Origin of the sequence: Acinetobacter sp. C32I (assembly GCF_023702715.1) — a bacterium.
Classification (GTDB): domain Bacteria; phylum Pseudomonadota; class Gammaproteobacteria; order Pseudomonadales; family Moraxellaceae; genus Acinetobacter.
The window spans coordinates 4,122,763-4,143,339 of record NZ_CP098480.1 but is presented as its reverse complement, the minus strand read 5'-3'; the positions used below and the strand labels follow the sequence as shown (position 1 = coordinate 4,143,339).

The window sequence follows — 20,577 nt, the reverse complement described above, 5'->3', positions numbered from 1 at the left end:
CTCCTCAATTACCAACGCACTTCAAATTTCTTACGGAGCCAAATGGCAAGGCTGTTCAATCCGATCATTAATGCCAACAGAACAATAATTGCTGCTGCGGTACGTCCTTCAAAGAAGTTACGTAATTCATTACCTTGCCACAAATAAACCTGTACAGGTAATGCAGTCGCTTGATCTAAAGGTGTTGTCGGTACACTTGCAACGAAAGCGCTCATCCCGATTAAAAGCAACGGTGCAGTTTCACCTAATGCATGTGCAACCCCAATGATCGCACCTGTCATAATGCCTGGTAAGGCCAACGGTAATACATGATGAAAAATGGTTTGTACTTTCGACGCACCTAGACCCAAAGCGGCTTGGCGGATCGAAGGCGGAACTGCTTTTAGCGATGCACGAGTTGTGATAATCACGGTTGGCAAGGTCATCAAACTTAGAACCAAACCACCGACCAGTGGTGCTGATAATGGCAATTGCATCCAGCCAATAAAGATTGCAGCACCCAGTAAACCAAACACAATTGAAGGAACAGCAGCCAAGTTATTAATGTTGACTTCAATAATATCCGTCATCATGTTCTTTGGTGCAAACTCTTCAAGATAAATTGCACTGGCAACACCAATTGGAATCGAGATCACAATCACGATCATCATCATGAATAATGAACCCATGAATGCGCCGGCTAAACCACTGGTTGCAGGTGAACTACGAGAATCTGGACTAAAGAACAAGTTGGTATTGAAGGTATTTGTAATAATTCCTTCCGCTTTTAGCTGATCTGCCAGTTGACGCACTTCAGGTTCAAGCTGTTGCTGGTCATCTGGTAAACTACGGTCAATATTACCTGCTAACCACACATCAACATTGGCATCTGCCAAGAATTTAATCTCTTCTTTGCTTCCAATCAGCGCAGGGTTTTTAAGCACCATATCACGCAAACGGTATGCTTCAGAACTGGTATATAAACTGCTCAAATAATCACGTTGAGACTCTAAGGCTTTGTTTTTAGCAACGATGCCATTTACGATCAAGGCATCCCAGTCCACCATACCCATTTCAGTTTGCCAAGCGACCATGCGCTCTTCAAAGTGAGCTGGGGTTTCACCTGCTGTTTGTTTTGGCTTCGCCCCAACATTGATGATCGCTGGATCAAAATAAACTGGAACGGTCACGCTGCTTTGCCAAAAAGCAGGCAGACCTTTCGCCAAGATGCTACCAAATAGTAAGGCAACAAATGCCAGCGCGATCACAACCGCCGAGATACCTGCGAAGCGAAAGGTTTTTTCTTTACGATGACGCTTAGCCAAAGAACTTTGGATCTTTCTTTTACGCTGCTCACGTTGTTCAGCAGCTACTTGAGGATCCAATAGGTTCGGATCCAGAGGAGATGTATTTGATGAACTCATTCGTATTGCTCACGATATTTACGCACGATGTACAGTGCAATAATGTTTAGACCCAAAGTAATCACAAACAGCGTTAAACCAAGGGCGAATGCCACCAGTGCTTGTGGGCTGGCAAAGTCAGTATCCCCCGTTAATTGCTTCACAATCGTAACGGTTACTGTCGAAACTGCTTCAAATGGATTTGCATGCAACAATGGACTGTTTCCTGCTGCAAGCACCACAATCATGGTCTCACCCACAGCACGGGATACGGCAAGTAAAAATGCCCCTGTAATCCCTGGTAGAGCAGCAGGTAGAACCACTTGACGAATCGTTTCTGATTTGGTTGCACCTAAGCCCAAAGAACCATCACGTAATGCACGAGGTACCTGAGTAATAATGTCATCAGACAATGAGGAAACGAATGGGATAATCATAATGCCCATTACAAAACCTGCGGTTAGGGCACTGGTCGCATTAATATTGATACCAACACTTTCACCCACTATTTTAAAGAATGGGCCAATAACCATTAAGGCGAATACACCATAAACGATGGTTGGAATCCCCGCCAAAACCTCAATCGCAGGTTTTGCCCAAGAACGCAAGCTTGGCGATGCATATTCAGCCAGATAAATCGCAACCAACAAACCAATCGGCACCGCAACCAATAATGCGATACCACTGACCATTAAGGTCCCCCAAATCAGCGGTAAGATGCCGTAGCTACCTTCTGCATTTCCTGAGGTGCTAAAGCCTGGATTCCATTCGGTACCAAAGAAGAAGTCAACTGGACTGACAAAATGGAAAAAGTGTAACGCCTCTTTTAACATCGATAAAACAATACCGATTGTTGTCAAGATTGCGACACCAGAACATAGGATCAAAGCAACATTAATGGTTTTTTCGACTTGGTTACGTGCACGGAATTGTTGGCTCACATGACGCTTTGCCCAAACTAAACCCGCAAGTCCAGCACTAATCACCACTGCAAGTTTTGCAAATGAGCCAATGGTCTGGAATTTAGCAAGTTGTTGTGCTGCTGCAACTTCATATGCTGCTGGCTGATCTGTTACCCCGAAACCAGAAGCAATTGCTTGCACTCGACTGGTTAAAACATCACGACCTGCCGCATCTAAAGTTGAACTCACAGATGCAGGAATATTATTGAAAATAATATGTTGTAAAATACTTGGTTCAACCAAATTCCAAATAATCAAAATTAAAAAAGCAGGAATACCACACCACAAAGCAACCAACGCCCCATAATATCCTGGACGAGAATGTAGTGTTGCTGAGTTATTTCCCTTACCTGCTAGGTTACGGCTTTTGCTCAGCCCGATTTGATATGCAATTGCCACAAGGGCTAATAACACACCGATAAGTAGCAGATTCATGTAATCTCCACTGTTTTCTCAATTTTCATGATTTGAAAAAACTTAGCTAGACAAAAAGGCTGATGATCCAACGTCTCACCAGCCTCCCTTTTAACAATATTACTTAACTGATTTACCCGCTTTGAAATCAGCTAGGATTTTTGCGCGCTCTTTGTCGCTTAAAGGAATCAAGCCCGCTTTTTCTAATTTAGAACCTTTACCAGAAATTTTCTTGTTTAAGAAGAATTCTGTGAATTGTGGTAAGCCTTTGATTGATTTCAAGTGCTCGCCTTTCACGTAGAAGAACAATGGACGTGAAACAAGGTAGCTACCATCTAGTACAGTTTTCTCAGATGGCGTCACGCCATTTACAGTCGCTACACGTAATTTATCACGGTTTGAATCATAGAAACCTAGACCAAATACACCGACTGCATTTGGAGACGTTTTCAAGCGAGCTAGAGTTTCAGTATAGTCACCCGCAATTTCAATCACACGACCATCTTTACGGAAGGTTGAACATGCTTTCTTTTGATCATCTTTGCTTAAAGCTTTGTAGTAATCAAATGCTTCACAACCGGCATCAACCATCTTCTCTTGGAAAACTTCACGCGTACCGTGGTTAGAAGCAGGAATAACTAAAGTGATCGGCTCATTTGGTAATGATTTATCAATTTGGTTCCAAGTTGTATATGGGTTTGGAACTAATTTACCATTTGAAGGAAGCTGTGCAGATAATGCAGTGAATACATGTACTGGTTTTAATTTATATGCCGCTTTTTTAACATTTGATGCAAATACGATACCGTCATAACCGACTTTAATTTCTTGTACTTGGTTTACGCCAGATTTTTTACATGCATCAAGTTCTGTGTCTTTAATTTGACGTGAAGCATTTGCGATGTCGATAGTGTTATCACCTACACCTTGACAGAATTGTTTCAAACCACCGCCCGTACCACCTGAACCAACAACCGGTGCTTTGAACTGTGGGAATGTGTTGCCAAACTCTTCAGCAACAATACTTGCAAACGGTAATACAGTAGATGAACCAGCAATTTGAATCGTATCACGAGCTGCATTTGCAGTCGTTGCTACAGTTGCCCCAGATACAGCTAATGCAATTGCGATGTGACATGGATTTAAGCGCATTCTGTTTTCTCTCATTTATGCAATTTGGTTTACAACTCTTTTTAAGTTAAGTGTTGTACTTTGGTTAACTGCATTTTGAGCAGATAATATGACAATTAAGTGACAACTTTATGACGCTTTTGTGATAGCCATTTCTTAAGCTCAATTTTTAGAAAATTATTGGTCATAAAGTCATATTTTCTGCTTTATTTTTTGCAGCTCAGAACTCGATTACACTCATAAAATAGCGTTTAGATATTGAATTTTATGGGATTTAAAAGAATACTCGCTGATTCAGCTTAACAAAAAGTATCTTGGGCAGAGCAACCAGTTTATATATGTTTTATGACAATTCCCTATCAAAAAGAACAGATACAATGCTAAATCCTGTCATAATTGAAACACAAATGCTGATTCGTAAACCGGCCCACAGCGTTTTTGAAGCATTTATTGATCCAGAAATCACCTCAAAATTTTGGTTTAGTTCGGCAACAGCACCACTTGAACTAGGAAAAACGGTTGAATGGACTTGGGAAAAATACCAAGTTTCGGCAAACGTAAAGGTGACAAAAATAATTGCCAATGAATTAATTCAGATTCAATGGGGCGAGCCAAGCAGTACGGTTGATTTCATCTTTGAGGCGATCAATGACGATCAAACCTATCTCAGAATTCAAAATTATAATATCCCCTTACAAGGTGATGAGCTGATTACCTTTATTATTGATAATACGGGTGGCTTCACTACCGTCGTAGATAGCTTGAAAGCCTATTTAGAACATGGGATTCAACTCAATCTGGTTCAGGACAAGTTTCCCCCCTTCTAGATCAATACAACATCGATGCAATAAAAAAGGCACATTGCTGTGCCTTTTTTGATTTAAAGGTTGGACTGTGCTTCGGGCAGCACCAACATTTTTTTACGATATTTAAAGATATACATCGCCGCTAAAATCGCCAGCCAGATCGGTCCGAGAATAACAGCCAAACGCATATCAGGGGTCATCGCCATAATAATCAAAATAAAGCAGACAAAGCTGATGGTGAGATAATTACTCCATGGGCTCCAGATGCTTTTAAATTTGATTTGATGTTGTTTCAGGCGCATTGCTTTATTAAATTTCAAATGGGTGACGGAAATCATTAACCAGTTAATCACCAATGCTGCAACCACTAGCATCATGAATAACTGAAAGGCTTCACCCGGAATTAAATAGTTGACCAACACACATATCGCCGTAACCGAAGCAGAGACAATCGCCGCAGGAACAGGAATTCCACGCGCATTCACTTTTTTCAATACCGCAGGTGCATTGCCCTGTTCCGCCAAGCCATGTAACATACGGCTATTACAATAAATACAACTGTTATAAACAGAAACAGCTGCAATCAACACCACAAAATTGAGGACATTGGCAACCCCATTACTATTCAAGGACTGGAAGATCAATACAAAAGGGCTGCCCCCTTCCGCCACCATATTCCACGGATAAAGACAGAGTAAAATCCCGATTGCACCGATATAGAAAATCAAAATACGGTACACAATCTGATTCACCGCCTTAGGAATGGTGGTTTCAGGATTTTTGGTTTCTGCCGCAGCAATTCCGATCAGTTCAAGTCCACCAAAGGCAAACATGATCACGGCAAGCGCCATAATAAAGCCATGCGTGCCATGTGGAAAAAAGCCACCGTGCTGCCATAAATTGGCAATACCCGCCTGTGGCCCCGCAGAACCAGAAAGCAATAAATAAGCACCGAAGCCAATCATACTTAAAATCGCAACAATCTTAATGCAGGAAAACAGAAATTCGGACTCACCAAAGAATCTGACATTGACCAGATTAATGGCATTAATCAGTACAAAGAACACCAAGGCAGTCAGCCATGTGGGCACGTCTGGCCACCAAAATTGAATAAAAGTCCCGATGGCACTTAGTTCAGCCATACTGACCAACACATACAGCACCCAATAATTCCAGCCCGACATAAAGCCTGCCATGCGGCCCCAGTATTTATTGGCAAAATAACTAAATGAACCGCTCACGGGTTCTTCAACCACCATTTCTCCTAAATGGCGCATAATTAAAAACGCAATCACACCAGCAATCGCATAACCCAATAAAATAGAGGGCCCTGCCAGTTTGATGGTTTGCGAAAGACCCAAGAATAATCCTGTCCCAATTGCCCCGCCTAGCGCAATCAGCTGGATATGCCGATTGGACAATCCTTGCTTTAACTCATGTTTATTGTTTACATCCATCACGTTATCTCCAATGTGTGTGTCACATCCTGTACACCTTTTTATACAGCGCATGATTCGAAGCTCAGCATGAAGCTCCGAATCTGATTCGCTCTCTTATCAATTTATAAATTTGAAGATTTTCCAATTTCCTTCTGATCAGAAGGAAATTGCTTTTTTACTGGGTAATGCTTGGGAACGCTGTTTTAAGATTTCATAGCCTCGATCGCCGTAATCAAAGCGTGCAATCACTGACGCAAATTTTTTCAAACTGGATGGAGCATCCATAGCTGGGAGTTTTAATTCGATAAAGGTCAGACCATCGAACTGGTCGATACCACCCAAGGTTTGTTTAAGTTGACCTGCGGTTTCTACCACACAACTTTTATAGGCTTTCGTACCATTGAAGACATTTGGAATCTCGCTATATTTCCAGTCCTGAACATCGTTATAGGCCGCGTTCTCGCCCATGATTAAACGCTCAATGGTATAGCCACCATTATTGAGTAAGAAAATAATCGGCTTCAGGCCTTGACGGATAATGGTTGAAAGTTCCTGTACGGTGAGCTGAAATGAACCATCACCAATAAACAGGATTTGGCGGCGTTCTGGTGCAGCCAACAAACTACCTAATAAAGCAGGCAAGGTATAACCAATCGAACCCCACAATGGTTGAGCAATATATTTCGCGGTTGCTGGTAGCTTGAGCCCTGCCAAGGCTGAGTTAGAAGTCCCGACTTCACCGATAATCACATCATCATCTTTAAGAAAGCCCGCAATATAACACCACAAGACATCCTGACTAAGCTTTTGCTGTTCAGGCACCTCAAGTGTCTGTTGTGCTTGCTGCTCCAACATCGGCTGGCTTAACTTCCGTGGTGCAACCTTCTTATTCAGCTCCACCAGAAATTGTCCAATTTCAATGCCAGGGAAATCCTGTCCAAAAATCGTCAAACCATAAGGTTTGATTTCAATGTAATTTTCAGTGGCAATTTGATGGGTAAACACTCCAGTTCCGACATCAGTAAAACGCACCCCGATGCCCATCAAGCAATCAGACTGCTCAATGGTCTGACGCACATGCGCTTGGCTTGCGCCACCAACATAGGTTCCCACATAACGCGGTGAACCCTCATCCATAATATTTTTAGCGGTCAGCATACTGGCAAAAGGAATCGAACATTTTTTGGATAAATCATCCAGTAGTGAGGTAATCCCAAAAACAGAGGCTTCATTATCAATCAGCAGCGCTGGTCGCTTGGCTTGTGCAATCACCTCACACAGTTTGGTGACTGCACTTTGTAACAGCTCTGGCTCAACCCTTGGATAAGATAAATCGAGTGAACGATCTGTCACTTCAATTTTGACGTGAGTAATATCCGATGCCAACTGGATATGTACAGGTCGACGTTCAAGGAAACATTGACGTAACACACGGTCAATTTCAGAGGCGGCATTGGCTGGGGTTAGACGGGTCTGTGCAACAGTGAACTCTTTCATGCAGTTCATGATGTTGTCGTAGTTACCATCCACCAGCGTGTGATGAACCAGAGTGCCTTTCTGAACCACATGTAAAGGCGGAATCCCTGAAATATGCACCACTGGCACATTCTCAGCATAAGCACCTGCAATACCATTAATCGCACTTAAATCACCAACCCCATAGGTCGTTGTCAAAGCAGCAAAGCCGTTGATCCGTGCATAACCGTCAGCAGCATAAGCCGCATTTAATTCATTACAATTACCAATAAATTCGAGTTGGGCATCTGCCTCAACTTGTTCGAGATAAGAAAGGTTAAAATCACCAGGTACACCAAACAGGTGTTGGATACCCATTTGTTTTAGACGAATATTTAAAAAATCACCGATTTCTATGAACATTGCTCTACATCCTTTCAAGTCAATTTTTTATTCCATAGAAAAATAATATTTCATCTACCTGTTAAATTTCGTGCATAATAAAAACGCATTTTAATAAAAATACAATATTTGTGTATCATAAAAGGATTTTATGCAATGGATAAGTTCGACTGGCAAATCATTCAGGCCCTACAAAAGAATGGACGGCTCACCAATCAGGAAGTTGGAGATTTAATCGGTTTATCCGCTTCACAATGTTCCAGAAGACGACAGTTACTGGAGCAAAAAGGCGTGATCTTAGGTTATGCCGCCCGCATCCACCAACAAGCTTTAGGCTTGGAGGTTACCGCGATGATCCACATTAACTTACGTATTCACGAGGCCAAGTCACAACAGGCCTTTCAAGACTTAATTGAAGCTGAGGACAATATTCAAGATGCTTTTTCAATTAGCGGTGATGCTGATTTTATTTTAAAAGTCGTCGCAGAAAATCTGGAACAGTTGTCCCAATTCGTGACAGAGCGACTACTGTCTTATGGTTTTATTGGCCATATCAAATCTTACATTGTGTTAAAAAAAATCAAAGAACAGAATCACTTTCTCAGCAAATCTAAGGGCCACAGCTACCATCCAGCCACATAAACCTAGTTTTAAGCAGCACCATGCATAAAAACAAAAAGGCGGATATTAGATCCGCCTTAAAAATATGAAGGTTTAGATTTTATTGATATGCACAGTTTGTCCTACTGTATTTTCCAGCAAACCCTCCATGCCAAACTCAGCACCCACACCCGACATTTTCCAACCACCAAACGGCGCATGTGGAACAATCTCAGCATGGGTATTCACCCATGCTGTACCGCATTGTAGTTGTGAAGCGTAGAACTGTGCAGCTTTTAAATCAGAAGACCAGATTGATCCACCTAATCCAAACTCACTGGCATTGGCTCGAGCAATTGCATCATCAATATCACGATATTTTAGAATCGGTAACACGGGGCCAAACTGCTCCTCTTGTACCACTCGGCAGCTTTCATCCAGTTCAGTTAAAATCGTTGGCGCAATAAAATAGCCTTGCTCAGGTATCGTCTGATCACCTGACAGCGCCTTGGCACCTTGCGCAAGCGCATCGGCAATTAAGGCTTTTACTTTTTGATATTGCAGCTGATTTTGCACAGGACCAAATGTGGTCTCTGTCGCCATGCCATCTCCAACATTCTGAGCATTGGCAATATCAGCCAGTTTTTGTGCTAGCGCGTCATATTGGCTTTCGTGCACATACAAACGTTTTAACGCAGCACAGGTCTGCCCAGCATTTAAAAATGCCACGTTAAAAATTCGCTTGGCTATTTGATCAAGATCGGCATCAGGTAAAACAATCCCCGCATCATTGCCACCCAGCTCTAGGGTCAGATGCTTTAAGGTTTTTACCGCACCTGACATAATGTGCTGACCCGTCTTGGTTGAGCCTGTAAAAACCACCTTGGCGATATCAGGGTGAGTCGATAACGCCTCACCGACGTCGCCTTTACCCAGCAAGATTGAAATCACACCCGCAGGCACTTCTTGTTGAATAATTTCACAGAGTTTTAACGTCGCTAAGGGGGTAAATTCAGATGGTTTATTAATCACCACATTGCCCGTACGTAAGGCAGGCATGATATGCCACACCGCAATCATCAACGGCCAATTCCACGGCGTAATCGAAGCCACCACACCTAAGGGCTGATAATGACGTTCAATTCGTTTCTGTTCACTGTCTTCAATAATATCAACTGGCATTTCTAAACTTGCAGTATAACGTGTCCAGCCAATCGCACCCTGCACTTCCATTTGTGCCAATGCCAAGGGTTTGCCTTGCTCAACTACAATCAACTCAGCCAGAGTTTCGGCATGTTGTTCAATTCCATCCGCAATCTTATTGAGTATGCTTTTTCGCTCCTCATGAGAACTGCGTTGCCAGCTTCCAAAAGCTTGCTTTGCCGCCTCAATCGCTTGATTCACCTGTGCAATCGAAGCCTGTGCACACTTTGCTGCAACAGCAGCTGTTGCAGGATTGATAATCTCAAGTTCGCCGGCTTCACCGAGACAAGATTGACCGTTAATAATCAGTTTAAATTGGTTTTGCATATTTAAGTGTTGCATGCCTTGTTCCTTCTATTCATTGTAATCATGATGTTTTGCCTGATCCGACCTCAGCTCTAGGTCTCAAGTGCAAAAGTGATGACATCTATCCATCAAAATATTGAGCATCTCTCACTACAATATGGAATTTGTGCATCACAGTTTATGCATAATTATTTCTGATTTAGATTAAAGATGCACAGTTTGTGCAGAACAGTGACAATTTTCTACCTTGTCATCATAAAAAACCATCGTAGAGATGCTGGACAGAATGCAACTAAACAGCAGGCCAAATGCATACCTTTATGTAATTTCATCTCAACTTCTGTGTTCTAAAAATTACGACACTTCATTCAATTAATTGAAATTTCTTAGAACAGCTGGCTTCGCTATATTCAATACCAATGAGCCAGAAGATAAGAAGATGAACAGCAAAGTGATTACAACGTTTAAGCATACGGATTTACCTGTACACATGACCTTTTCAGAGCATGATTGGCAGCTACTTGCTCAGCACTGGTATCCGATTGCCCTCGCCCGTGATATTTCAGAGCAACCAACAGCAGCCATGTTGCTGGATATGCCATTGGTTATTTACAAAATGGGAGATGAACTGATTGTTGCAAAAGATGTTTGCCCACATCGTGGAGTTCCCCTTAGCTTGGGCCGTCATGACGGGCAAGGTATTGTCTGTCGCTATCACGGATTACGCTTTGGACATGCGGGCAAATGCAACCGTATTCCAGCACATCCGCAGCATAAAATCTCGGAGCGCTTTCATTTGAAAACCTATGCTGCCACTGAAAAGTATGGACTGATCTGGTGTTGCTTAGCGGCTCGCCAAGATGATAAACCTGTTATTCCTGACATGCCCTACTGGGATGATGCAGACTACCAGCAACTGCTATGCCCTTTTGTAGACTTAAATTGTTTTGCCGGTCGGCAACTGGAAGGATTTATTGATGTCGCGCATTTTGCGTGGGTACATCCTGATACTTTTGGCGACCCTGATGATGTTGAAGTTCCCGACTATAGCACCACAGAAACCAGTTATGGCTTCACTGCAGATTATATCAGCAGTGTCGGACGCTATCCGATCGGGACAGCACAACGTGGGGAAGACAATTTTAATTGGCTCAGACATTTTGAAATCAGCCTGCCTTTTACTGCAACACTGACCATTCATTTTCCGAATCAAAGCAAACAGGTGATCATGAATGCCGCCTCTCCTGTAAGCGCGCGACAAACTCGCCTGTTTGCACCTATCTGCCGTAATTATGATAAAGATTTACCTGTTGAGGATGCCTATGCATTCAATTTACAGATTTTTGAAGAAGATCGACTGATTGTCGAAACCCAAAAACCTGAATATCTCCCCCTGGATTTATCGATGGAAGCGCATTTTCCAGCAGACCGTAGCTCAAGTATGTATCGTCGACTTTTAAGGAAAATGGGATTCAATCCTATTTTTGCAGCCTAGCTGATTTATATTCAGTTCCAAGATGCAATAAAAAAGAGGTCTATTCAGACCTCTTTTTTATTTTGATGGATGTGCCAGATTGAAATTAATCAATCGCTGGAACATAAGTTCCTGCAGCAATTGCATCTTTAATACGATCAGCTTCTGCCAACACAAGTGCTAGCAAGTTTTGAACGTTTTCAAGCGTTGCAACTGGGCTTAAAGTGGTCATCTTCAATGATTGAACATTACCTACTTTGGTGACACCAATATTCGCTTCGCCACGGGCAAATAATTCATCTGCCACGTTTTGGTTTAAGCTATCGATAAATTCAGCAGGATAAGCTTCTGGTACGACACGGAACAGGACTGAAGCGAATTGTGGTTCAACCAACAATTCAAGGCCCGCTGTTGCTTTAATATAATCTGCAACTTCACGTGTTAATTTCACACCATGATCAATCATTGAACCATAAAGCTCTTCGCCTAATGCTTCAACCGTCATCCATAATTTCAATGCATCAAAACGACGAGTCGTTTGTAATGATTTAGACACAAGGTTAGGTACACCATGTTCTTCATCATAAGCAGAGTTTAAATATTCTGCTTCGTAATGCATAAAGCGATAGTTTGCTTCGTCTTTCAATAAGAAAGCGCCACAACTAATGCTTTGGAAATAATGCTTATGGAAATCAAGCGTGATTGAGTCTGATAATTCAATCCCATCTAGCATTGCACGATGGTCATTTGAAAGAATCAGTGCACCACCCCAAGCTGCATCGATATGCATCCATGAACCATATTTGGTGGTAATTTCACGGATTTTCTTGAGTGGATCAATCGCACCAGCATCTGTCGTACCCGCTGTTGCAACAACGCAGGCCACGATTTTGCCTTCAGACTGAAGATGCGCCATGGTTTTTTCCAGTGCATCAACATCCATCTGTGCATTTTCATTCACAGGAACAGTGACAACAGACTGGAAGCCCATACCCATCATAGCCATGTTCTTTTGCACAGAGAAATGTGCATTTTCAGAACAGATGACTTTGACGTTTTTCATTGCTTCTGCTGGAATACCATCACGCTGAACCGACCATGGCTTACCATTTTCGTCTTTCCAGTTTTTCGAGATGCACCAGTCACGTGCCAGCAATACACCCATCAAGTTTGACTGTGTACCACCAGAGGTGAACACACCTGCTTGACCTGCACCATAGCCCACTTTTTGGCGAAGCCAATCAATGAGTTGAACTTCCATCAAAGAACCCGCTGGGCTTTGATCCCATGAGTCCATCGATTGGTTGGTTGCATTGATCAACACTTCCGCAATCTGGCTCATCACCATGGTTGGGCAGTGTAAGTGTGCAAGTGAATGTGGGTGATGTACTTTTAAGCTTTTGTTGAGGAAAAGCTCAACCATACGTTGTAATGATTGCTGTACACCTAAACCTTGTTTTGAAGGAGCAAAAGAGATTGCTTCACGCAAATCTTTAATGCTACCGCCAGTGTACATTTTATCATTTTGCAACCATGCTGAAACGGCAGTTACCGCCTCGCCCATTGCTGACTGATAGTCAGCAATAGATTGAGCATCATTGCAGAGTAACGCTTTACGATGTTCTGCAAAATCAACCATGAATTAGCCTCGTACTGCTTTTAATGCTTCAGCAACAGCTTTCTTGAAGCGAGCAACCGCCTCTACGCACTCTTCTTGATTGATAATCAATGGGCAAAGTAAACGGATGACAGTACCGTTACGGCCGCCTTTTTCAAGCAATAATTTATTGTTGAAACAAGCAGTCTGAATTGCAGCAGCCAATTGTGCATCAGCAGGTAATGAGCCCATATGATCCGCAGGTTTACGCTCGTCAACGATCTCAACACCGATCATCAAACCACGACCACGTACGTTACCAATACATGGGAATTCTTGAGCAAGTTTCTTGAACTCTGCTTGTAAGAAATCACCACGCTCTTGCGCATTTTGAGCAAGGTTTTGTTCTTTGATCACTTGAAGTGATGCCAAACCTGTACCCATCGCAAGTTGGTTACCACGGAAAGTACCCGTGTGACCCGCAGGCTGCCAAGCATCAAACTTACGTTTAATACCCAATACTGCAAGTGGTAAGCTACCACCTACCGCTTTAGACATCACCACAACATCAGGCTCGATTCCTGCATGTTCAAAGGCAAACATTTTACCTGAACGTGCAAAACCAGCTTGAACTTCGTCCAAGATTAAAACGATATTGTGCTTTTCAGTCACTTCACGGATTTTTTGCAACCATTTTACTGGCGCAGTAACAACACCACCTTCACCTTGAATCGCTTCAAGGATCACAGCTGCAGGCTTGGTTACACCACTTTCAACATCTTCAATGAAGTTTTCAAAGAAGTACGTTAAAGCGTCAACACCTGCTTCCCCACCTAAACCAAGTGGGCAACGATATTCATGTGGGTATGGCATAAATTGCACGCCTGGCATTAAGCCATTCACCGCATTCTTCGCTGACAGGTTACCTGTCATTGCAAGCGCGCCGTGCGTCATACCATGGTAGCCACCAGAGAAACTAATCACTGTGCTACGACCCGTATAAGTTTTCGCTAATTTAATCGCTGCTTCTGTACCATCTGCACCAGATGGACCACAGAATTGTAGGCAATATTCTTCTTGACCGCCTGGCAAATAAGCCAAAAGCGCTTCAGTAAACGCATCTTTTAAAGGAGTCGTTAAGTCTAAAGTATGCAATGGCAAACCGCTTGCCAATGTGTCTTGAATACTTTGAATCACCGCAGGATGATTATGGCCCAAAGCCAATGTTCCTGCCCCAGCTAAACAATCAAGGTACTCTGTACCTTCAACATCAGTAACCCAACAGCCTTGTGCTTTTGCTATCGCTAACGGTAATTTACGTGGATAACTACGAACATTCGATTCCATCTGACTTTGGCGAGTCAGATAATATTCGTTAGTTGCATTAGCGGCAGGATTTACGGAAGTAACGCTCATATCGAATTACCATCTCTGATATGGGTAAAAGAAATAAGTCTGGTGACTTGCGGTCGTTTGACTCGGTGCTTTTTAGAATCTAGTGCAGACACTTGTTTATATCTTTCAACTAGGAGCGAGATGATACCTAATTTTGAAATAAAATAAACACTTTTTGTGTCTTACATGCATCTAAATTATTGAAAAAATATTTCATTCCAATAACTATGATGGATTATCATCATACTATGTGACAAGCTAAAGAAAGTAAGCTTTTTTTAATCCCACCTGCGTTTTTAGATAAATGGTCAAATTACTCCACTTAATAAACTGATTTTAAATATTTTTTGTTTTATTTTTCTGTTGCAAAACACTGCTAATCTCTTACAAAGTCACCACAAAATATGCAGAAGTTCGACATCAGTTCTTTTTAATATCGAACTGGTAAAAATAAATTTTCGATACCAAATTCTAAGGACATTTTTATGCGTACTTTAGCACTTGCTACATTAATGATCGGGGCTGCATTGAGCCCAAGCCTTTTTGCTCACGAGACTGAGAACTTGAACTACAACATTGTGAATATCCAAGCGGATGCATCTCGTCAGGTTGCCAATGATGAAATGCGTGCCGTGCTTTATGTCGAGAAAAGCAATAAACAACCTGCAGAACTCTCAAATCAGATCAACCAACTGATGAATCAAGCACAAGCGATTGCACGCAAATATTCACAGGTCAAAGTCGAAACAGGTGCACAAAGTACCTACCCTGTGTATGACAATGACAGCAATAAATTGAAAGAATGGCGTGCCCGCGCGGAAATCCAACTAGAAAGTAAAGATTTTAAAGCTGCAAGCCAGTTGATCAGCGAATTACAACAAAGCTTCCAGACCCAATCGATTAACTTCACCGTGTCGGATGAACAGCGTAAAAAAGTTGAAAATGAGCTGATGATTGAAGCATCGAAGAACTTCCAGCAACGTGCGCAAGCCATCACCCAAGCCTGGAATAAAGGCCAATACAACCTGGTGAGTTTAAACCTGAATACCAGCAACTACTTCCCGCAACCGATGATGCGCGGTGGCACGGCCAAGTTTGCCATGGCTGAAGCGGCACCTGCACAGGACATGGCAGCAGGTGAATCAAAAATTACCGTCAGTGCCAATGGTTCAATCCAATTTAAATAATAGTTCTGACAACAAAAAGCCGTGCTTAAGCACGGTTTTTTGTTGTTTGAAATAGCCAAAAATATCTTTAGCAAAAAAACAATTAACTTAACTCATTCCATAGTTATAAGTGATAATCGTTCTTATTTCATTCGATGCAATAACTGATTAATATTCGGGAAATTTACAGCATTTGCCTCCTGATATGAAAATTGCATCCTGCTCCGCTGCGTCTTTGATTAAATTCCAACCCTCTTCTCTGAGTCTCGCCATTGCCATTTCATTGAGTGGCATATCTCATGTCGCTTTTGCTGATGAAGGACACCCCGCTGAAACGCAGACACTTGCAACAATTTCAATTCAGGCACAAGGCAATTGGCTAGACGATGCCAATGCTGAAAAAGTACAACAACATGCAGGCGCACGTAGCATTATTGACCGCAAACGTTTGGATGAGATTGCCACCACCTCAATTCGTGATGCTTTAAAACAAATTCCTGGGGTGCAAGTCCAAGACAGCAATGGTACGGGTGGCAGTGATGTTTCTTTAAATATTGGGGTACGGGGTCTTACCTCACGCTTGTCCCCCCGCTCCACCGTACTCATGGATGGCGTTCCACTTTCTTTTGCCCCATATGGCCAGCCGCAATTATCATTAGCCCCAGTTTCTATGGGTAATATTGAATCGGTCGATGTGGTGCGTGGTGCAGGTTCTGTTCGTTTTGGGCCACAAAACGTGGGTGGGATTATCAACTTTGCAACACGGTCAATCCCCAAAGAATTTTCAGGTTCAGTTGGTTTAACGACAGAATTTGCAACTGGGACAGACCAACTAAAATACACACCGAATCTGTTTATTGGTGGAACCTTGGACAACGGTTTAGGCATGGCCTTGCTTTATTCAGGCAGTAAAGGTGATGGCTATCGAGAAGCCAACAATAAAATTGATATCGATGATGTCATGCTAAAAACCGCCTACCAATGGACCGATCAGGATGTGATTGCGGTGAATCTGCATCATTATGAAGGTCGAGGAGAAATGCCAGAAGGTTTAACAGCGGCACAATTTGCAGATAATCCTTATCAATCCAATCAAAGCCGCAACTATTTTGCGGGTCGTCGTTCCGATGTTTCTGTGAAATATAGCCATAAAGATGAATTGAATAACTTTGAAGTGTTGGGTTATTACGTTGATTCTTTCCGAACCAGTGACTTAGAATCCATTACAGATAATGGCACCAGTCGTATTAGCAACTCTCCTCGTGATTATAAATTTTGGGGGATTGAACCACGTTATTCACGTGCCTATCGTTGGGCGGGAATGGATAACGAAGTGACCATTGGCTATCGTTATTTACAGGAAGAAAGTTCTGAGTTCTCAGGACGCACGCCTTCTTACAACACGCTCACAGGGACACCCGGTGAGCGTATCGCCAATACCACCAGTGACGGCGGTACCAAAGCGCATGCCTTTTATATCGACAACCGTTTTGGCCTCGCGAATTGGGTGATTACACCTGGGGTTCGTTTTGAATCGATTGATACCCATAATGATTTCACAGCTTATCAAGATGGTAGCGCCACCAATACTGTTTATCCAAAAATCAAATCTGACGAGTTCTTACCAAGCTTATCGGTGCTGTATAAAGCCAATGAGAACTGGAATATTTTTGCCAATGCTGGTGTTTCATTTGGTCCACAGCAATACAACCAACTCGTTACGACTAAGTCTGTTGGTGGTGTGAATACTGCTGCAACGACGCTGGATGGATTACATCCTGAAAAATCTAAAAACTATGAAATCGGAACTAAATATTTAGGCAATGGTTTAAGTGCTGAGTTGACGGTCTTTTATTTAGATTTTGATAAAGAATTGATGTTAGAACGTCCTGATGCTATCGGTACAGGGGTTTGGACAGACTTAGGTGCAACTAGTCATAAAGGTGTTGAAACAGGAATCAGCTATGATTTCGGTCAACTGGCTGATGCGCTAGAGGGTCTCAAGGTCTACGGGAATTACACCTTTACCAAAGCAACGTCTGAAGCGGGCAAGTTTGAAGGCAAAGATTTGCCCTTCTATTCACGCCATGTGGGTAACCTCGGTTTAGCCTATCAAGTTGATCAATGGTCAGTGAATGCAGACATGTTTGCGCAGTCCAAACAACATGCACCGGGTTCAGGTGATGTTTATCAAACGCAAGAAACCGCAGATGGCCGCACAGGTGACATTCCTGGATATTCAACTTTTGCCGTACGCACAGGCTATGACTTTAGCAATCAACTCAAAGGCTTAAAAATAGCGGGTGGGATAAAGAACGTGTTTGACAAGCAATACTATACCCGCTCATCTGACTCCACAGGCGGTAAATATGTGGGCCAACCACGAACCTTCTTCCTGCAAACATCATATGATTTTTAAATATAAAACGCCGAACGTTTAAGTTCGGCGTTTTATCTCTTTCATAGCGAATATAGTCGATAAGCCACAATCTAAATGAAATCAAAATCTTGATTCAGTGTATCCCGCAACATTTTATCCCTTAACAAAAAAAATTATATATTTTATGTAAAAATTAAATTAATTTTAACTAAATAATTGCTGTAAATGAGAACCATAATCAATTAAGATGGCGGCGCAAAAATAACTCCTCCAATTCAGATGCTGGGCAATCAACTTATGAAGTGTTCGTTTTCTCATCCTGTTTCTTTTTCAAAATTTAAGCCCTCTACCCTAAGCTGTGCCATCACAGCACTGATCAGCTGCGTTGCAACGACAACATTTGCTGATGACAGCCAGAGTAATACCACACAAACGCTGGCAACCATTTCCATCCAAGCTGAGGGCAACTGGTTAGAACAAGCCAATGCCAAAAAAGTGCTCAACCATCCCGGCGCCCGTACTGTGGTTGAGCAACAAAGTTTAGAAGCACGCGGCACAACCTCAGTGAAAGAAGCGTTGCGTACAGTTCCCGGTGTTCAGGTCTCTGAAAATTCAGGTACGTCAGGCAGTGATGCTTCCTTAAGTATTGGTGTTCGAGGCCTGACCTCAAGATTTTCACCCCGTTCGCAACTGATGATCGATGGTGTCCCTTTAGCTGTAGCGCCCTATGGACAGCCTCAACTTTCATTGGCCCCAACCACCTTGGGCAATATGGAATCGATTGATGTGGTTCGTGGTGCTGGCTCTGTCCGCTTTGGGCCACAAAACGTCGGTGGCATTATCAATTTTAATACGCGCAGCATTCCAGAAAGTTTTGCAGCCAGTGTCGGTATGACCACGGAAGTGGCTGAAAATGGCAATTTAAAAGTCAACCCAAACCTGTTTGTTGGAACCACTTTAGACAATGGCCTCGGTCTAGCTTTGCTCTATTCTGGGGTGAATGGTGATGGTTATCGTGATCAAAATGATTATGCCAATATCAATGATCTACGTTTAAAAGCCCGCTATGCCTTAGATGATTATTCAAGCATTGAAGCGAATCTGCATCGTTATGAAGCCAAGGTGGATATGCCTGGCGGTTTAACGCCTGCACAGTATGCGCAAAATCCCTATCAGTCTTTACGCAACCATGACTATATGGAAGGCAACCGTAATGATATCTCACTGAAATATAATTATAAAAAAGACAACAATGCCTTTGAGGTACTCGCTTACCACCTCGATAGTTATCGTGATGCAGGTGTAGAGCGCAGCGGTTCCAGTCTTTATCAGATTGCCCCACGTGATTATAAAGTGACTGCCATTGAACCACGTTATTCACATGCATTTCAGCTCGGCGATACGCTGAATGAAGTGTCTGTCGGTTATCGCTATTTAAAGGAAACGAGCAGTGAATCCGTTGATCGCGCCAATTATAACAGTGACACAGGCCCAAGTGATTTTTATGGCTGGACCAAAGCGGATGGCGACACCGAAGCGCATGCCGTCTATGTCGATAACCGTACCGATTTAGGCGCATGGTCCTTCACGCCTGGGATTCGTTTCGAGCGAATTAAAACCAATGAGAACATGTATAAGTTAAACCGTGATTATTCAGTTCTGAATGGCGTGAATGCCAGCAAGTCCTATGACGCTGTACTGCCAAGCTTTGCGGTGATGTACAAAGCCAATGATCAATGGAATATTTTTGCCAACTACGGTAAATCATTTGCTCCACTGCAATATAGTCAAATGGCCAATACCAATGCCAGAGGTGCTTATTTGACTATGGATGGTTTAAATCCTGAAAAAGCAGATAATTATGAACTCGGAACGCATTATCTAGATGATTATTTATCACTTGAATTTACCCTGTTCTATATTGATTTCGCCGATCAGCTCAAGCGTGATGATGCTACACAAACCTATTCAAACCTAGGTGCAACCAAGCATAAAGGTGCAGAACTCGGCTTTAAATATAATTTAGGCGCCATCAATGATGACCTAGCCAATGTCTCGATGTATGCCAATACCACCTATACCAAAGCAACCGCATCGGCAGGTCAAGACTCAGGCAATGAACTGGATTTCTATTCAAACTGGATCGGAAATGCGGGTGTGGATTACAAACGTGATCAATGGACCTTCAACACCAATGTCTATGCACAGTCGCGTCAAACCGCCTCAGGAAATAACAATGATGGTACGGGTCGTTATGGCAATATTCCAGGCTATGGTATTGTTGGTGTTCGCGCCGCTTATGACTTTGCCGATACCTCCCTGTCAGGCTTAAAAGTTGGCTTAGGTGTGAAAAACCTATTCAATCATGACTATTACACCCGTTCCGCAGATCAGGTGGGTGGCATCTACGCAGGCCCTTCTCGGACCTACTATTTACAGACCTCGTTTGATTTCTAATACCCTAA

General features: G+C 42.7%; 14 protein-coding genes. 6 read left to right on the top strand and 8 right to left on the bottom strand.

Annotated features, from left to right (window positions below):
• Positions 1-8: 8 nt before the first annotated feature.
• The 3 genes from pstA to NDN13_RS19595 all read right to left on the bottom strand — a co-directional run bounded on the left by pstA (position 9) and on the right by NDN13_RS19595 (position 3,910).
• Positions 9-1,403, bottom strand: coding sequence for a phosphate ABC transporter permease PstA (pstA, locus tag NDN13_RS19605; RefSeq protein ID WP_065343368.1), 1,395 nt, complete (start codon positions 1,401-1,403; stop codon positions 9-11).
• On the bottom strand, positions 1,400-2,779 hold the full coding sequence (pstC, locus tag NDN13_RS19600) for a phosphate ABC transporter permease subunit PstC (protein ID WP_005208295.1): 1,380 nt from the start codon (positions 2,777-2,779) through the stop codon (positions 1,400-1,402). The genes pstA and pstC overlap by 4 nt, the downstream gene beginning before the upstream one ends.
• Positions 2,780-2,878: 99 nt before the next feature.
• Positions 2,879-3,910 (bottom strand): substrate-binding domain-containing protein, encoded by a 1,032-nt coding sequence (locus NDN13_RS19595; protein WP_251116644.1) that lies wholly within the window; start codon positions 3,908-3,910, stop codon positions 2,879-2,881.
• 356 nt (positions 3,911-4,266) lie between these two features.
• Here NDN13_RS19595 and NDN13_RS19590 point away from each other — a divergent pair, with 356 nt between their 5' ends.
• On the top strand, positions 4,267-4,716 hold the full coding sequence (locus tag NDN13_RS19590) for an SRPBCC family protein (protein WP_251116643.1): 450 nt from the start codon (positions 4,267-4,269) through the stop codon (positions 4,714-4,716).
• A gap of 53 nt (positions 4,717-4,769) precedes the next feature.
• Here the strand turns inward: NDN13_RS19590 and NDN13_RS19585 are convergent, their stop codons facing one another.
• Both NDN13_RS19585 and NDN13_RS19580 read right to left on the bottom strand, forming a co-directional pair.
• Positions 4,770-6,152 (bottom strand): amino acid permease, encoded by a 1,383-nt coding sequence (locus tag NDN13_RS19585; protein WP_251116642.1) that lies wholly within the window; start codon positions 6,150-6,152, stop codon positions 4,770-4,772.
• A 138-nt stretch (positions 6,153-6,290) separates the two neighbouring features.
• The gene (locus NDN13_RS19580) at positions 6,291-8,012 is read right to left on the bottom strand and encodes an alpha-keto acid decarboxylase family protein (protein WP_251116641.1); all 1,722 of its coding nucleotides are present in this window, start codon (positions 8,010-8,012) and stop codon (positions 6,291-6,293) included.
• A gap of 135 nt (positions 8,013-8,147) precedes the next feature.
• Here NDN13_RS19580 and NDN13_RS19575 point away from each other — a divergent pair, with 135 nt between their 5' ends.
• Positions 8,148-8,633 (top strand): Lrp/AsnC family transcriptional regulator, encoded by a 486-nt coding sequence (locus NDN13_RS19575; RefSeq protein ID WP_004652123.1) that lies wholly within the window; start codon positions 8,148-8,150, stop codon positions 8,631-8,633.
• A gap of 72 nt (positions 8,634-8,705) precedes the next feature.
• Here the strand turns inward: NDN13_RS19575 and NDN13_RS19570 are convergent, their stop codons facing one another.
• Entirely contained in the window at positions 8,706-10,136 is a 1,431-nt protein-coding gene (locus NDN13_RS19570) for an aldehyde dehydrogenase family protein (protein ID WP_251116640.1), read from the bottom strand.
• 403 nt (positions 10,137-10,539) lie between these two features.
• On the opposite strand from NDN13_RS19570, the gene NDN13_RS19565 reads away from it, so the two are divergent.
• On the top strand, positions 10,540-11,595 hold the full coding sequence (locus NDN13_RS19565) for a Rieske 2Fe-2S domain-containing protein (protein WP_251116639.1): 1,056 nt from the start codon (positions 10,540-10,542) through the stop codon (positions 11,593-11,595).
• 85 nt (positions 11,596-11,680) lie between these two features.
• Here NDN13_RS19565 and NDN13_RS19560 read toward each other — a convergent pair whose 3' ends face one another.
• Positions 11,681-13,213, bottom strand: a complete 1,533-nt coding sequence (locus tag NDN13_RS19560; protein WP_005269954.1) for a pyridoxal phosphate-dependent decarboxylase family protein — start codon at positions 13,211-13,213, stop codon at positions 11,681-11,683.
• Positions 13,214-13,216: 3 nt separating this feature from the next.
• Positions 13,217-14,587, bottom strand: coding sequence for a diaminobutyrate--2-oxoglutarate transaminase (locus NDN13_RS19555; RefSeq protein WP_004652118.1), 1,371 nt, complete (start codon positions 14,585-14,587; stop codon positions 13,217-13,219).
• A gap of 464 nt (positions 14,588-15,051) precedes the next feature.
• On the opposite strand from NDN13_RS19555, the gene NDN13_RS19550 reads away from it, so the two are divergent.
• The 3 genes from NDN13_RS19550 to NDN13_RS19540 all read left to right on the top strand — a co-directional run bounded on the left by NDN13_RS19550 (position 15,052) and on the right by NDN13_RS19540 (position 20,569).
• Entirely contained in the window at positions 15,052-15,753 is a 702-nt protein-coding gene (locus NDN13_RS19550) for an SIMPL domain-containing protein (RefSeq protein ID WP_251116638.1), read from the top strand.
• A gap of 184 nt (positions 15,754-15,937) precedes the next feature.
• Entirely contained in the window at positions 15,938-18,151 is a 2,214-nt protein-coding gene (locus NDN13_RS19545) for a TonB-dependent receptor family protein (RefSeq protein ID WP_251116637.1), read from the top strand.
• Positions 18,152-18,391: 240 nt separating this feature from the next.
• Positions 18,392-20,569, top strand: coding sequence for a TonB-dependent receptor family protein (locus NDN13_RS19540; RefSeq protein ID WP_251116636.1), 2,178 nt, complete (start codon positions 18,392-18,394; stop codon positions 20,567-20,569).
• Positions 20,570-20,577 lie beyond the last annotated feature (8 nt).